Source organism: Williamsoniiplasma luminosum, assembly GCF_002803985.1.
Lineage (GTDB): Bacteria > Bacillota_I > Bacilli_A > Mycoplasmatales > Mycoplasmataceae > Williamsoniiplasma > Williamsoniiplasma luminosum.
The window spans coordinates 785,622-802,951 of the sequence record NZ_CP024963.1; the positions used below are offsets into that span (position 1 = coordinate 785,622).

Consider the following 17,330-nt stretch of genomic DNA (forward strand, 5'->3'; position numbering starts at 1 on the left):
TTTTTTATTTTTTTTATTGGTTATTTGAAATCATATTTTCTAAATCTGAATAGTGCAATTGTGAAACTCAATATACTAATTCCTAATAAAATCGCAAGATAATATCAAGGTTTCATATAATTATTTGTTGTGTCTTTAGCGATTATTCCTTCTGAATCGAGTTTGATATTATATTCGGGGTATCCTAAAAACATATTTTTTTGATTTTCTAAATATATTTTCGAATCTGAAGCTGGAGCGAACCAAATGTCTTCATAATAGAAACCTAGGTTTTTTGTATAGAACATTCATAGGCCATTGTATAAATTAAAATATGAGAGATATTCCATGGTTTTACGACCTTTTTCATATTCTGATCAGTCACCTTTATTATGTGCGACTGGAGTTGTTGACATTATTAAATAGTTGCTAGAATATTTAATAAAGTATTTTTCTAAAATACCGGCAATGTACATTAATTTAAAATTCATTTTTTGTTTAATGAAATCATCAATGTTACTAAATTTAAATCCATCTCCCGGATTACCTCTGATTGTGTAGTTATAAAATGATTCAACATCCTCTTTTTTTAAGGCATATTTTTTTTCTTTTTCATTTTCAGGTTTGATATTTTCTAAATAACTATTTGTCATACCTGCTTTTAAAAAGAAGAAATCTTTGAATAAATCATATTTTTCATATTGCACATTATCTGAAAAATAATTGGTTATTTCTTTGGTGAAATTTCTTAAATCCAGCAAAATGTTTTTGGTTTTATCGTCTTCATTATTTTTTATCAATTCATCCAATTCATTTTCAGAAATAAATGTATTGTTTAAAGTCAATTGAATATTAAATAAGTTATTTCTTTTTCAACTTTTTGGAACTGTTTCATCTCTTAATGGTTTTTCAAATAATTTGGCATTAGTTTCTTTAAGAACTACGGGATTGTGATTGATTAATCCTAAACCTGATCAGATTTTAATTCGTGAATCAATCGAATCTTTAGAGCTGAAGTCATCTAAATTTAATTTAGATTCGATAAATGAATCATAAACATATTTAGATAAATGTTTATATTTAATATTGCCTTTGGCAATATTATCATTTAGCGTATAAGCATCATAAACATCATTAACTTTAAGAATTTGACCATTTTGAAATGTGACTGTATAACTTTTTTCACTTAATTTAACAAACGACATTGGAATATTTGCGATGAATGTTAATGCTAATAAAAGCGTGCAAATAATGGTTGTTGTTTGTAAAGTAAAAATAAAAATTAAACACATAATGAAGTTAGTCAAAAAGAATATTGCAATTATTGAATATATCAAATAACAAACCGTCATTCTTAAAATAAACATGTCATATTTAAAAAGTGTGCAAAATGCGTAAAACATATTAATAACAAGAAAACTTACTACAATATTGACAATCATGACAAGCAGAATAAGGATATATTGAGCTAGAAAGAATCTGACTCGACTAACTTGATTAGTTAAAACAATATAAGTTGTTTTATCTTCAAAATTTTTGTTAAAGAAGAATTGAACCATTCTTAATATAAAGACAAACATTAAACAGCAAACAAAGAATAAGATAAAAAAGTTAAATATCACAACTTGTTGAGCACCGCTTTTAGTAAAAGCTAATAATACACCAATAATGATTGACACGATTAATGTTGAAATATTAAGGATGTAAAACAAGAGTTCTTTAATAATGCTCTTAAAACTAAATTTGATCAATTTTAAAAATGGTATAAGTTTAAATTTGATCAATTTCTCTTCAACATTTATATCCTTGGGCATTTCGATTAAGTTTCTAGAAATTTTATTTTTCATTATTTTCACATCCTTTCATGTTGTGCAAAATCATTATTCATCTTCTGTAATCGGTGGAACCTTAACTAATTTAACCGAAAACACTTTTGATGAAATTTTATATTTATCATCAGTTTGTCTCTGAAGTAAAATCGCATTATAAAATTGTTGACTACCTGGAAAAGTATCTTTTTTAATTACACTAATAACATCTTTAATTTTGGTCAATTCTTTTAGAGTATTGGTTTTATTTGATAACTCTAATGTCTTTTTAATCGCTGCTAATCCTTCTTTATCTTGTTTAAAAAATAAGACCTTATCGTTGGTTTTAAAATCATTGACTCATTTAGAACCGAACTTTGTTGTTGAACGCATTAATCCATTTGGATTTCAATTTTCGTCATCAATAGGTTTTATGAATTCCTTTATTTGCTTTTGAAATTGTTGTTTTTCATCATATTTAGGTTCACCAACTTCTTCTCATGGATCTTCTTCACCAAGAGGAGGTTGAGCTTCTGGTATTCGAATAATTCATGGACTAGTAAATTTTGTATCAAGTAAATATTGACCTTGCATAGTTTTAAATTTAGAATTATCTAATTTTTCTCCAAACTTTAAGAATTGAGGAAGTACTAACATATCATCACCAATTCTTTTTTCAAAGATGTTTCATTCAAGTGATTGTTCAGCAGAATTATCTAATTGAAGTAAATTAACTGGTAAATTCACAGTCTTATTAACATCTTTATTAAATGAATAACCTATGTATTCATTTGGCTTTATGATTATTTTTGATATCAAACTTCAATATTTAGAATCATTGGGTAAATTATTATATGGACCAATTGATTCTCCAGGATCTCAATTTCCTAATTCATCAAATTTAATAGCCTCTTTTTGTCCTAATGAAGTTTTTGTAATTCTTTTCTTTATTTCACGAAGATATTCATCAGCATTATTAAACTCTAATTTTTGTGTTTTTAATTCTTCTTTAAATTGATCAATGTCGTTTTTTGTAAGTTCGATAGGTTTCCAAACACGACCACCAGTAAAGGAATAAATCTTATTTGGATCAACATCATTTGCAAACTTAAATGCATCACTTGTCAATCCGATTGTTGCCTTAAAAGAAAAAGTTATTTCTTCTCTTTCTCCTGCTTTGCTATTAGTCTTTATTATTGATTGATCTTGAAATTGGAATTCTGAAATTTTTCCAAAACCAAGCCCCTCACCAGCAGCGCCCGGCATAGGACGATTTTCACCAATACCAAACTTTGTTTCTACTAATGATTTGTTTTTATATGCTGTGTCTTTTAGATGTTTTACTACTCCATCAACAGCTTCTTTTATTTTGGCCTGGGTGATTTCTCTTGGTTCTTGAGGTTTGTTATTTCCAAACTCATATTCTATAGTTGTATTACCAGAATAAATAAAATTATTCTTATTAGAGGCATTACCTTTAAATGCGATGGTTTGTTTACCCGTTGTTGTTATACCCGGTTCTTGAATACTTATAATTTCTACTGTAATTCCACCTTCAATATCAATTTTTTGGTCTACAATTAATTTTTCTAATTTTTCTTTTTCTCAAGCTTTATTTTCCTCACCAAATTTTGAAGCTAGTGCAAACAATGTTTTATTAATAGTTGCAATATCAACCCCTGTTGGTTGTGTACAAGCAACAACATTAGTTGATATCGTGGTCGTTAAACCTACAATACTAAGAATGGCTAATAATTTTTTCATTTTTTCCTTCCCTATAAAAAAATAAATTATTTATGTTTTTATGAATTCAATTTTGCTGTTGTTCTATGTCTGTTTTCATAGCAACAATACTTACATTGATTTATTTTTTAGAATTTATTTTCAAATCTTCGAATATCATTCAATTTAATAAATTAGATTAAATTTCTGATTTCGATCTTGAACAGTTAAAGTTTTAGTTTTTTAAAAAACTGGATATTTTTCTAATCTATATAACTAAAAAAGAAAAAATATGACTATTTTTAAAGTTTTAAAATTTTTCCACTTCATAAGACCCAAACCCAGATATGAAATACAACTCTTATTCTCATTGAAACAAAAAAAAAAAAAAACAAGTTTTTACCTACTTTTTTAACATTTAAGGTCTAAAAAGGGGTAAAAACTTGTTATTTTTCAATAAAAAGGCAAAAAAATCAATCCTATTTAATTTAGTCATAATCATTAAAAATTTAATTTTTCTAACATATTTTAACTAGATAAATTCCTCAATAAAGTTGTTTTTTGGTCAAAAAAATCGACTATTAAAGTCGATTTTTAAATGCTGAAAAAAATTATTGATTAATCATTTTTACTTTTTTTCTAAAAACAAGTTTATCTGATTTTCGGTAGAGAAGAATGTAGAGAATTATCCCAGAAATGCATCCAACCAAGCCAAATCCAATTGCCACAGTTAGAATTAATTGATTCCCTAATTGATCAGCAACTTGGGTTGTTGAACCAGGAAGAGTCATATGATGATTAGCTTCAATTGCTGATTTTATTTGTCTGAAAAAGGCGTTTGGTGTAAAGGCAATAATCGAAATAATATTGACACCTGTTGCATAATTTTCATTTTGAACATTTAATTCAGCCCCAATTGGAGATCATCTAATTGTGACTAATGCTCAAGTTACTGCACCCATTAAAATTAGATTTAAACAGGCAACAACTTGAATAATAATCCCCATGGTTGGATTATTTTTTGGATTAAAATTGTTGTTGAAACCTGGTAATAGGACACCAATTAAGACCAACAAAATACCAATAAATAACCCGATACAAATCCATAAAATATAGTTCCCAGATTTATCTGCTCTTTTGCCAAATCAACCAGAAATCATAAATCTCATAAAATAAGTTCGGAAAATTCCAAGAATCATGACAGCCAGAGCCGGGATTAAAAAGACGTTAGAAAGATAATTAATATATGAACTCAGTCCCATTTGTAACATATAAACACCTAAAACTAAAATTCCAAGTAATCAAATTTGTCAATTTTTTAAAATTGTCACAATGGATTTAATTGAAAAACTCGTGTTCTGATCTTTGCTTTCAGCCTCTTTAATATAAAGAATAGCCAAGATTGAAGAAACAACAATTAATGTTGTATAAATGGCCACCAAAATAAAGAATCCGGCATTAATATTTTTACCATTAATCACAACATCAGGTAAGATGCTATTTTGTGAAAGTTGTAACAACAAAGTTCCAAATAGAGCCAAAATTAGACCAATTAGACCATTAACTTTTCCTTGATAACCATTATTTTTACCAACTTGTTGTTCTTTCGCTTTGCCTTCCGAATGGTCTGTTCCGTGGTTTTTAACAGCTTTTCAAAGTGGCCCTCAAAATAGGACAGCGATGGAAAAAGCAAAACCTCCAAAAATCACATTAAGTTGAATAGCAGTTGCTGTTGTAGTGACCCCATATGCAGATGAAATCGGTAAACTTAAATATCACCCACCCAATATGCAAGTTAGTAATAAACCGGCCACCATTAAAGTTTTGCTTTTAAATTTGTCACCCACATAAGAACCTAGTAAGTAACTTGGAATGACAACATAACCATATGTTGCAGCCGCTTGTGAATACTCAGATGCATTAAGTCCAAGGTTCGCATAAATGTTTGGAATAAAGTTTTCCATATAAAGTGGAATAGCATGGACCACAACATCAGCCAACGCTAAGATGATTAATGGAAAATAACTCTTTGTATTCACCATGAAATCTTTGAAATTAATTTTTCTTGTTTTTAATTTATTCATTTGTTTGCCTCCTTTTTGGATTTGTTTAACTAATTGTTTTTAGTAAGCATTTGTTTATTTTTTTTCTTAAAAATAAACTTATCAGATTTACGATACAAGAGAATATAAAGGGTTATCCCAGAAATACATCCAACTAAACCAAACCCAATTGCGACAGTCAAAATTAATTGATTTCCTAACTGGTTAGCAACTTGAGTTGTTGAACCAGGAAGGGTTGTATGATGGGTTGCTTCAATCGCTGATTTAATTTGTTTGAAGAAAGCATCAGGGGTAAAGGCAATAATTGAAATAATATTAACAGCTGTTGCATAATTTTGGTTCTCCACATTTAGTTCAGCCCCAATTGGAGATCATCTAATAGTCACCAATGCTCAAGTAAGTGCTCCAATTAAAATTAAGTTTGTACAAGCAACAACTTGAATGATTGTGCCTGTGATTGGATTATCATTGGGGTTAAAATTATTTTTAAACCCTGGCAAAACAACTCCCAATAAGATTAATAAGACACCAATAAATAATCCGATACATATTCATAAAATATAATTTCCCGATTTATCTGCTCTTTTTCCAAATCACCCAGCAATCATAAATCTCATGACATAAGTTCTGAAAATTCCAATGATCATGACCGCTAGAGCTGGGATTAAAAAGACGTTTGACAAATAGTTAACATATGAACTTAAACCCATTTGTAACATATAAACACCTAAAACTAAAATGGCTAAAAGTCAAACTTGCCAATTTTTTAAAACTGTGATGATCGATTTAATTGAGAAATTAACCTCTCCTTCATCACGCGATGAATTTTTTAAATATAAAAGTGCTAAGACACAAGATGCAATGATCAAGGATGTATAAATGATCACCAAGATGAAAAATCCTAAGTTGATTGCATTTCCATTAATCATCACATTGGGAATAATTTTACTTGTTGAAAGTTGTAACAGCAAGGTTCCCAATAAGGCTAGAGTTAGTCCAATTAAACCGTTCATCATTCCTTGGTAACCATTATTTTTACCAACTTGTTTTTCTTGAATTTCACCTTCAAGGTGTTCAGTTCCATGATTTTTCACAGCTTTTCACAGTGGTCCTCAAAATAGACCACATGTTGAAAAAGCAAAACCAGCAAAAATAATATTTAATTGAACAGCAGTCACAGTGGCATTGGCAATATATGAAGCTGAAATTGGTAAACTCACATATCAAACTCCTAAAATTGAAGAGATAATTAAACTCACCAGAATTAAGGTTTTGCTTTTGAATTTATCCCCAATATATGAACCTAATAAATATGAAGGAATCGCTACAAATCCATATGTGGCCCCTGCTTGTGAATAATCTGAGGCATTAAGTCCAAGATTTTGATAAATATTGGGAATAAAGTTTTCCATATAAAATGGAATCGCCATCACAACCACATCAGCCAGCGCCAAAATAATTAATGGAAAATTATTTCTAATCCCTGTGAAAATATTTTTGATGGACATTTTATTAATTTTTAATTTCATGATTTTGACTCCTTATCTTCAATTTTTAAATTGGGATTGTCACTAATATAAGCATGAATCATTTTTGAATCATAAAGTTTTTTAACTTTATCAACAGTTATATTTTCTTTAAACGTTCAAATATTCATTGGTAAATTAATTTTGGCAAAAAGCACTTGATTGCGTTTTTGCAAAACAGTCCCAACATACGGATGAACATAGTCAAATTTTTTAATTAGATCCCAGTTAATTTCACTTGGTTTTTCAAAAAGATAACCCTTTTTGAAATTTTTAGCATCTAATGTCGTGATTCATTTTAAAACATTGACACTAAATGAAGAAACAACAATTTCAGCTTTAGTCGTACTTCTTAAAATATCTAAAGCCGTTTTTAATTGTTTGAATTCTTGAACAGAATACCGGTCTGGTTTAACTTCGACATTAATCATTTTGTATTGATCACTGATTTTAGCAATAAAATCTTCAATAAATAATGGTGGAAGATAATCTTTGTTTTTTTGAAAAAATTCCAAATTACAAAGATCTTGATAAGTTATCTTTCTAATTGTTGTATTTTCATGACCAATTCTTCTTAAATGATGGTCATGAAAAATGATAATTCTTTTATCTTTGGTTAGTCGAATATCAAATTCGACAGCTTTACAAATCTTTAAGGCTTGAATGAAATCAACCATTCGATTTTCACCCTTTGGACTTCTAAAACCTCTATGCGCTACAAGCATAATAAGTCCCTCCTTTTAAAATTTATGATATTATGAACAATGAAATTGTGAAAATGAGTTTTCCATTTTTTATATTCACAATCTATTTTTGCAGTTTTGTAAAAATTTTGTTTTAATTCATTATTTTATTTTTGTTAATGTTTTTAACAAGGTTTATTTTTTGATTTAATTCTTTAAACCTTATGGGAATATTTTATCATTTTTACTTCTTTTATTGGAAAATCTTCCTTTTTTTATTTTTTTAAATTAAAGTTGCAAATAAAAAAAATCCATTTTGAATGGATTTTTTTGAGTTTGTTATTGAGTATGACGTTTGTTAAACATCGGAATCAGTAATAAGACAGCTAAACTTCCACAAACAATTAAGAAGATGAAAATTGCATCTCAACGTGCTTGGGCATTATACAATCCCATTCCAATGATCACTTTGGACATAATTGCATCACCAATATATCCAGCCATTCCGAATAATCCACTTGCCGTTGAAACAACGCGATAATGTGAAAATTCACTAACCATAATTGGTAAGAAACATTGCGGAATATAAATAAATCCAGCCAAGAACATAAAAATAGATAATATGCCTGATTGACCATCTGATAAAGTTCAAATTCCAATTAAAGCAAATGTTGAAATTCCAATTGTTGCCGAGGTGATTGGGGCAAAGCGTTTTAAATGTTTATTTGCTAATAATCCAACAATTAAAGTTAAAATTAACCCTCCTCAGTCGAACATTGAGTAAATTCATTTACCTTGAGCTTTAACATCGAAATTATACTCTTGTTTAAAGTAAAGTAAACTTCAATCACTTAGCCCCATTCTTAATGTATAAACAAATAAATTCACAAAGAATAACAGTCAAACATATTTATTTAAGAGCACATATTTGACAAAAAAGTATCTTCATGGTTTCCCTTTTTCTTCGTCCATTTGGGTTTTTGATTGGTCTTTGACTCCAATCAATTCCATATTGTAATAAGTTTTAACTGGCGGTAATCCCACAGATTCTGGTGTATCTTTTAATAAAAATAACAAGAAAATACCGATCACAATTGAAATAATACTTGGTAATAAAAAGAATGATAAATATTTAAGTTCTGCAGGTAGCAGTTCTGAAAATAGGACATTTGATCCTAAAATCACAAATGTTGATAGCGCACTCCCAATGTTATGCGCAACATTTCAAGTTATAATTCGATTTCTTCTTTGTTTGTTGTTGAATCAATTGTAAAAGAAACGAATTGAAGGTGTTGCTCCTAAACTATGTACAAAACCAATCACAACTTGAATTAAACAACTCATCACAACAGCGGTGATAATGTTTGTGGCTGTGGCCCCAGTTCAAGAGAAACCAAAGGCAATGTTTAAGACACCAGCCCCAATTAATCCTAATGACAACAGTCATTTATTTGATTTTGTATCAGATAATGGTGATGATATGAATTTTGCAATCCCATATGATATTGAAAACACCAATCCGATTGTTGCGTAATAATTATTGTCTAAAATTCCGTTATTTATTAATTCAGTTCCCACCATTGTTCATTGTTTTCTTGTAAAGTAGAAAACTAAATAACCAACAAATGTAGATCAAAAAACAATATTTTGGTTTTTGTTATATTCTTTTTTTAAAATAAAATCGTAAAGATTATCTTTGGTAATTTCTTCTCTGTCTTGTTTAACATTTAAAAAGTTAAACAAGCCAAAGGATTTTTTCTTTTTTTCTTTAGTTTCCATTTTTCTCCTTTGCTAAAGTTTGATCTAATTGATCGATAACCACATCCATCATGGTTAAATCTTTAAATTGAATGCCACAAGATGTTTTGTGACCACCCCCACCGTTTTGTTCAGCGACATGATTAATAGTCACCCCAGATGATCTTAATTCAGCACGAATAGTGCCATCTTCAAGTTGGGCAAAAATTACTCACACTGGTACATTTTGAATATCTGCTAATAATGTTGAATAATCATAAGCCGCTCTGAATGCTGAAAGGTTAAATTCCTTTAATTTTTCTTTAGGCAAGTAAATATGAGCAACACCATTTGGGCTAGTTTTAAAATTGTCATAAACATAAGATGTGAATCTTACTTCTTCAATTGGTCGTTCATATAAATCATGATAAAGAGCTTCTAAATTAAAGCCTTGTTGTAATAATCATCCAGCTAATTCAAAGGTTCTTGGTTTGGGAAAACGGACTAAAAATCTTCCTGAATCAGTCACAATTCCATGGAAGATAATTTTAGCAGCTTCCGCATCAATTTTTAGATTTTCACTTCTAATCATATCTGCTAAAATTTCGCTTGCTGCACAAAAATCATCTCGCACATAAATCAAATCCCCAAACGGTTCTCGGTTTGGATGATGATCAATTTTGATCACTTTTTTACCAAGACTTCATCGCTCGTCATCAATTCTAGCTGTATTGGCAGTATCACCAACAATCACTAAACTTTCTGCAAATTCTGAATCCTTGATTTCATCAAATTCAGTGCCAACATAATCAAGTCTTGGATTTGGTAAACCAGATATTTTAACAATTTTATCTGGTCAATTTAAATTAATAATTCTTTTTAAGCCAAATTGAAAACCATATGCATCACCATCTGGTAGTTTGTGTCTTAAAATGATTATTTTTTCATGTTTTTTAATTTCATTAAAAATCTCTTTGATTAATTCCATCTTTTTTCTCTTCTCTTAATTTCTTTTTATTCAATAAGGGCAATATAAAACAGCAGCATTTTTAATTTCATTAAAAATGCTTTTAGGCCAAATTAAAAACTGAACGCTTTGCATTTCAAAGTTATGTCTGAAATTGGTTATTGATATTTTGTTCTCTTATTGAATTAAAAAGTTAATTATTAATTCCATAAATTCTTTCTCTTTTTTAACTATTTTTTATAATTAACAAAGAGAAAAAACTCACAATAATATTTTATCATTAATCATATATATCTTGGAAAATTTTATTAAATTAAATCTTTCAAAGTATTAATAATTTTTTGGTATATAAGTTTTCTATAAAAATAGATTTAAAAAACAAAAAATTCCATCTTAATGGAATTTTAAATAATTATCTTTAACTGTAAAGTAAGTTGATCTTAATCAGCTTTTTTACGTGTTGGCACAAATTTTTGAGTTTGTAAATGTTTATTAATTCGATCTGCACTTGATAAAGTTTTGGGCTCTTTAGTTTTGTTTTCTTTAGTTTCTGCTTTAACTTTTTTATATTCAAGTTTTTCTTTTTCTTTTAATTCTTTACCACGAAGTTTTTCATCACGTTTTAATTGATTTTTTTCTTCTTTGGTTAATTTAATTTTTTTCTCAGAAATTGCAATACGTTTTTTAGTATCTTCTAATTCTAAAACACCATTAACTTGTCAATCAGTTTTATAATTTTTCTTATCAATTTTAGTTGTTAAACCTTCAACTTCATATGCTCTAATTTCTAAAATTTTATTAGTTTTAGGTTCAATAATTTCAATCACAACATCGAAGACATCACGATATTTATATTCAGCACCTTTGCGGGCATAAACTTTTTCAAATTCAATACGTAAATTTTTACGACCTTCTTCTTTGGCAATGTAACTTTTAATTCTTTCACGAACTTCTTGATAACGTTTTTCTTTTTCTTTTTTAGAGGCTTTACGACCAGTAATTGTTGTTACAATTACAAATCCGATTACCCCAACCAAAACGACCATAAGGACTATTGTCATTGTATCCATTGTAAACCACCTCTTTTCATCTATATCTTATTGTAATTGTTATTGAAAGACTTTGTCAATAATTCCGCCACCCAAACATAAATCTTCTAAGTAAAAGACTGCTTGTTGGCCTTCGGTTATTGCTTTAACTGGTTGATCGCAGCTAACTTCATAACAATTATCTGAAATTTTAACTAATCTCACTTTTGTATCTGTTTGGCGATACCTAAATTTTGCAGTACATGCAAAATTGTTTGGATCATCAACATATTTTGCTAAATCTAAAATCCAATTAATTTCATTCACAATTAATTTTTTGGCAAATAATAAACTTTCATCAGTTGCTGAAGCAACATATAAGATTTTTTCCTCAATATCTTTTTTAGCCACATAATATGGTTCTGCCATTCCACCAAGATTTAAACCTTTGCGTTGACCAATGGTGTAATACATCACACCAATGTGTTTTCCAACAACTTTTTGAGTATGAATATCAACAATATCACCTGGTTGATTGGGAATATAATTTTGTAAAAATTTGGTAAATTCACGTTCACCAATAAAACAAATTCCTGTTGAATCTTTTTTATTAGCAGTAATTAAACCATGGGTTTTGGCCAATTTTCTAATTTCTGGTTTGGTTAAATTTTGCAATGGAAATAATGTTTTACTTAATTGAAATTGATTCAATTGCGATAAAAAATATGTTTGATCTTTGTTTTGATCGACAGCTCGAATCATTTCAAATTGTTGAGTTTGTTCATTATATCTGACTCCAGCATAATGTCCCATCGCAATTTTGTCAGCTCCTAAATTAGTTAAAGCGTAATTTAAAAATTTATCAAATTTAATATATTTATTGCATAGAATATCTGGATTGGGAGTTCTGCCTTTTTGATATTCATCAATAAAATATTGAAAAACATATTCTCAATATTCTTTGATGAAATCAACTCGGTGTAATTTAATTCCCAGTTTATCAGCAACTTGTTTAGCGTCGTTGTAATCCAATTCTTGAGTACAAACTTCTCCAGTTTCTTTGTCGTTACCAAGCACATCATTGTTGGCCATTGAATCTCAATTGCGCATAAATAAAGCTTCAACTTCATAGCCTTGTTCTTGTAATAATAACGCAGCCACAGATGAATCCACCCCACCGCTTAAACCAATGATTATTTTTTCTTTTTTCATTCTCTTATCTTTCTTTTTAACTTGTAAAAAGGGTGCTTAAAGCATCCCTATTTTAACATTTTTATTGAATGAAAGCAAAGGCAACAAAGTAAGCAATCAAGCATAAACATAGTGGTCAAATTAAAATATGCACTTTTTTAGCTTTATTTGTGATGATCATCACAAATGCATAAGCTAAAATGGTTACTGCTACTCCATTTACAATAGTAAATGTTGTGATGGCAAATAAAATTCCAAGAAAGGCCGGGACTGCAAATTCTGGTTTATCTCATTCGATTTCTGAAATATGTAAAACCATTAAAATTCCAATAAAGACACAAGCAGCCCCAGTCACAACTGTTGGAATTGTTGCAAAAATTGGGAAGAGCGCAATCGCTACACCAAATAAAGCAACATTGACTAAAGCAACAACTCCAGTTTTAGCACCTTGGCTAATTCCAGCACTTGATTCAACCATAATTGACATCGAACTAACTCCGACAAGTCCATTTAAAATTCCAGAACCAGCATCAATTAACATTGTTGGTCGACTCACTTCCATTGGGGTTTTGATATGTTGGTTACGTTGCATGTATAAAGCTGATAGGGCAGCACTATCATCAAAAAATGACATCAGCATGACAACTAAAACACAAACATATAATCCGGGATTTGATCAAATTTTGGGATTTGCAAAAGCCTTCATTCCAGATTCGATGTTTCAAATAAATCCATCAAAATCATAAGTAAAATCAAAACCATTTCTAAAATTAGCTGAGCTAATTTTAGTGATTTGTTCACTTGGAAGGGTGTTGGCTAAAATGATTGCAAGAACAAATCCGATTAAAATTGATAAAGCAACACCCCCATTAATTTTTTTATAGTGAAAGAACAGCATTAAACATAAGGTTATCATTCCCAAAATAATAAATAAATAATTTTCTTTTAAAGTTGAAAGGGAAGCGACGGGTAAACCAGAAGTTTTTTCAATTGCAAATCAACCCATTTGTTCAAGTCCAACGTAAGCAATGAAAAAGGCAATCGCCACAGCAAAAATCACTGATAGGGATTTAGGAATTCCTTGTAAAATCATTTGTCGCATCGGAGTGACTGTCACTAAAAAGAAGAAAATTGATGCTAATAAAACAGCAATCATCGCTCCTTCAAAACCTAATTTGGCTTGTTGGGCCAAAGTGTATGTAAACAAAGTGTTCATCCCCATTCCCGGAGACATGACAATTGGGACATTGGCTCATAATCCCATTAATAAGGTGGCCACAATCGAAGTAATGGCTGTGGCAAAAAAGATACCAAAACCATTCATGTGTTGTTCTGAATCATTGATTGATGGGGAAAGTTCTAAAATTCCTTTATTCACACTCAAGATGTAAACAAGGGCTAAAAAGGTTGTTAAACCACCAAGCAGTTCCTTTTTTAAAGTTGTGTTAAATTTATCGAATTGAAAATATTTTTGAATTCGATAAACTGTTTTGTTTTGTGATCATTGAAATTGATCTTTATCGTTTAAAACGTTATTTTTTTGCATAATCTTTTTCCTTCCAAAAAAAAAGATTTTTAAGTTTCCTTAAAAATCTAGTTCAAATATTTGAACAGACCAATATATTTTAACCTATTTTGTTGATTTTTTTAATCTAAAATATTTTTAACTGTGAAGTGCGAGTCTTTTTCAATCTCTTCAAGCTTTTGTTTGGTGAATTTATCAACACTTGTTGGGACTGCAATTTTGATTCATAATTTTAAATCCCCACGTTTGTGTGAATAAGGATCTTTAAATAATCCTTTGTCTTTAATGGTGATATATTCATCAGTTGAAATTCCTTTCGGCACTTTAATTTTAAGTTCACCATCATAGGTTTTGACAATGATTTCATTTCCTAAAATCGCATCTAAATAACTTAAGTTGTATTCCATGATTAAATCTGATGCACCAGAAATTTTGAATTGATGCGATTCTTTTAATTTAACGTTGACATAAATATTTCCACGCGGTCCTTGATTTGATGATCAATGACCTTCGCCTTCAAGTTTTAATTGTTGACCTGGTCTTAAACCTTTAGGAATTGGTAAATGCACTTCAGTTTTGGCGTGATAATAACCACCCCCACGACATTCTTTACATTTATTAGTAATAATTTTCCCAGCTCCATGACAATCTGGACAAACTTGTTGTGATTGGAAAGATAAAGGTCCCATATGTTGTAAAGTCACAACAGTTCCTTGCCCTTTACAACGCTTGCATGTGTGCACATCTTTGGGGTTTTCACTTCCATGTCCATGACATTTTTGACATTGAGTTAATAAATTTAAACTAACAATTTTATCAACTCCAAAAATTAATTCTTTGTAATTTAAACCAACATCAATTACGACATCTTCACCACGTCTTGGACGTTGTCTTTGATTTGATTGATGTTGATCTTGACCAAAAAATGAACTGAATCCAGAAAAACTTTGACCCCCACCAAACATGTTTGAGAAGAAATCATCAAAATTGCCAAAGCCACCAAAACCACCAGTTTGACCTTCAACTCCGGCATGACCAAATTGATCATAACGTTGACGTTTTTCCTTATCTAAAAGGATTTCAGCAGCTTCATTGACTTCTTTAAATTTATCTTCAGCATTGGCTTGTTTATTCATATCTGGGTGATATTTTTTTGCCAATGTCCGATATGCTTTTTTGATTTCTTGATCAGTTGCAGTTTTTGAAACACCTAAAACTTCATAATAATCTCTTTTAGCCATGTCTCCCTTTCTATAAAAAGACTAACTAGGCGTTAGTACTTTTTTTATTTTTTATCGTCTTTTGAATCATTTGAATCATTTGATTCATTTTTTGGTTCTTCTGCTGGTTTAGCTTCACTTTGTTGTTGCGCCATTTCAGCTGCCATTGCCATTGCTTGTTCTAATTCTTGCATTTTAGTTTCCAGAGTTGCTCAATCCTCTTTTGCTAATAATTCACGAATTTCATTAATCATTGTTTCAGATTGAGTTTTTTGTTCTGGACTAATTTTATCTCCAGCATCTTTTAAACTAGTTTCTAAAACATTGATATAACTTTCAGCTTTATTTTTTAGTTCGATATTTTTGCGTTTTACGTCATCTGCTTGAGCATTGTCTTTTGCTTCTTGCACCATTCTTTCAATTTCATCATCTGTTAATGATCCTGAATTTGAAATTGTAATTGATTTAGTCTCATTTGTGTCTTTATCTTTGGCAGTGACACTCACAATTCCGTTGACATCAATTTTGAAAGTAACTTCGATTTGTGGTTGTCCTTTTGGGGCTGGTTTAATTCCTGTTAATTGGAATTGACCCAATGATTTGTTATCACCAGCCATTGGTCTTTCACCTTGTAAGATGTTGATATCAACAGCTGGTTGATTATCAGCAGCTGTGGAAAAAATTTGTGATTTTTCAGTTGGGATAGTTGTATTTCTTTCGATTAATTTGGTAAATACTCCACCCATTGTTTCGATTCCAAGTGATAATGGAGTCACATCTAATAATAAAACATCAGTCACATCTCCAGCTAATACTCCAGCTTGGATCGCCGCTCCCATGGCTACTACTTCATCAGGATTGATTGAACGGTTTGGTTCTTTTTTCAATAAGCTTTTAACTAAGGCTTGGATCGCTGGGATACGTGTTGATCCCCCAACCAGTAAAATTTCTTCAATATCACTTGGGGCAAGTTTTGCTGCTTTTAAAGCATCTTCAACAGGTTTGCGAGTTCTTTCAACAAGACCACTTGTCATTTTTTCAAAAGCTGATCTTGTTAGGGTTGTTGAATAAGAAACTGGTCCATTTTCATTCATTGCAATAAATGGTAAATTCACTTCTGTTTCTAATTGTGAAGATAAATTAATTTTAATTTTTTCTGATTCTTCTTTTAATCTTTGTAAAGCCATTTTATCTTTTGATAAATCAACACCTTGCTCTTTTTTCAATTGTTCAATTAATCAGTCAGTTACCACATGGTCGAAATCGTCTCCACCAAGGTGGTTATCTCCACTTGTTGAAAGTACTTCAAAAGTTCCATCCGCTAATTCTAGAATTGAGACGTCAAATGTTCCCCCTCCAAGGTCATAAACTAAAACTTTATGTTCTTTGTCTTGTTTGTCTAAACCATATGCTAAAGCCGCAGCTGTTGGTTCATTGATAATACGTTCAACATTTAAACCAGCAATAATTCCAGCATCTTTTGTTGCTTTACGTTGTGCATCATTGAAATATGCCGGAACAGTAATAACTGCTTTAGTAATTGTTTCTCCTAATTTATCTTCTGCATATTTTTTCATATATCTTAAAATTTCTGCAGAAATTTGTTCTGGTGTGTAATCTTTGTTATTCACGTGTAATTTTTCAGTTGTTCCAATTTTACGTTTCACAGAACTTACCACATTTGGGTTAGTAACTGCTTGACGTTTGGCAGCTCCCCCAACAATGATGTCGCTGTTTTTGAAAGCAACAACTGATGGAGTTGTGCGTTGTCCTTCTGGGTTTTCCAACACGATTGGTTGTCCACCTTCCATAACAGAAACAACTGAATTTGTTGTTCCTAAATCGATTCCTATTATTCTTTCTTTTGCCATATTTTTGTAC

12 protein-coding genes are annotated in these 17,330 nt (G+C 30.1%); all 12 read right to left on the reverse strand.

What is annotated here, in order from left to right; genetic code table 4:
* Nucleotides 1-20 precede the first annotated feature (20 nt).
* The 12 genes from ELUMI_RS03425 to dnaK all read right to left on the reverse strand — a co-directional run bounded on the left by ELUMI_RS03425 (nt 21) and on the right by dnaK (nt 17,320).
* A complete protein-coding gene (locus ELUMI_RS03425) occupies nt 21-1,826 on the reverse strand; it encodes an ABC-2 transporter permease (protein ID WP_198514012.1) in 1,806 nt (601 codons plus the stop codon).
* 33 nt (nt 1,827-1,859) lie between these two features.
* Nucleotides 1,860-3,551 carry a lipoprotein gene (locus ELUMI_RS03430; RefSeq protein WP_025734158.1) on the reverse strand — a complete coding sequence of 564 codons (1,692 nt, stop codon included), beginning with the start codon at nt 3,549-3,551 and terminating at the stop codon, nt 1,860-1,862.
* A gap of 569 nt (nt 3,552-4,120) precedes the next feature.
* The gene (locus ELUMI_RS03435; RefSeq protein ID WP_025734798.1) at nt 4,121-5,593 is read right to left on the reverse strand and encodes an MFS transporter; all 1,473 of its coding nucleotides are present in this window, start codon (nt 5,591-5,593) and stop codon (nt 4,121-4,123) included.
* 29 nt (nt 5,594-5,622) lie between these two features.
* Complete coding sequence (locus tag ELUMI_RS03440) at nt 5,623-7,101, reverse strand: MFS transporter (RefSeq protein ID WP_025734797.1); 1,479 nt, start codon at nt 7,099-7,101, stop codon at nt 5,623-5,625.
* Complete coding sequence (locus ELUMI_RS03445; protein WP_035019125.1) at nt 7,092-7,823, reverse strand: glycerophosphodiester phosphodiesterase; 732 nt, start codon at nt 7,821-7,823, stop codon at nt 7,092-7,094. Before ELUMI_RS03445 ends, ELUMI_RS03440 begins: the two co-directional genes overlap by 10 nt.
* A gap of 297 nt (nt 7,824-8,120) precedes the next feature.
* Nucleotides 8,121-9,560, reverse strand: coding sequence for an MFS transporter (locus ELUMI_RS03450; protein WP_025734795.1), 1,440 nt, complete (start codon nt 9,558-9,560; stop codon nt 8,121-8,123).
* Nucleotides 9,550-10,506: a DHH family phosphoesterase gene (locus ELUMI_RS03455; protein ID WP_025734794.1), complete on the reverse strand. Its 957-nt coding sequence runs from the start codon at nt 10,504-10,506 to the stop codon at nt 9,550-9,552. Before ELUMI_RS03455 ends, ELUMI_RS03450 begins: the two co-directional genes overlap by 11 nt.
* 419 nt (nt 10,507-10,925) lie before the next feature.
* A complete protein-coding gene (locus tag ELUMI_RS03460) occupies nt 10,926-11,555 on the reverse strand; it encodes a hypothetical protein (protein ID WP_025734793.1) in 630 nt (209 codons plus the stop codon).
* Nucleotides 11,556-11,594: 39 nt separating this feature from the next.
* The gene (gene mnmA / locus ELUMI_RS03465; RefSeq protein ID WP_275667564.1) at nt 11,595-12,752 is read right to left on the reverse strand and encodes a tRNA 2-thiouridine(34) synthase MnmA; all 1,158 of its coding nucleotides are present in this window, start codon (nt 12,750-12,752) and stop codon (nt 11,595-11,597) included.
* A 34-nt stretch (nt 12,753-12,786) separates the two neighbouring features.
* On the reverse strand, nt 12,787-14,250 hold the full coding sequence (locus ELUMI_RS03470; protein ID WP_025734791.1) for an NCS2 family permease: 1,464 nt from the start codon (nt 14,248-14,250) through the stop codon (nt 12,787-12,789).
* A 101-nt stretch (nt 14,251-14,351) separates the two neighbouring features.
* On the reverse strand, nt 14,352-15,470 hold the full coding sequence (gene dnaJ / locus ELUMI_RS03475; protein ID WP_025734790.1) for a molecular chaperone DnaJ: 1,119 nt from the start codon (nt 15,468-15,470) through the stop codon (nt 14,352-14,354).
* Nucleotides 15,471-15,514: 44 nt separating this feature from the next.
* Complete coding sequence (gene dnaK / locus ELUMI_RS03480; protein ID WP_025734789.1) at nt 15,515-17,320, reverse strand: molecular chaperone DnaK; 1,806 nt, start codon at nt 17,318-17,320, stop codon at nt 15,515-15,517.
* Between the last annotated feature and the right edge of the window lie 10 nt (nt 17,321-17,330).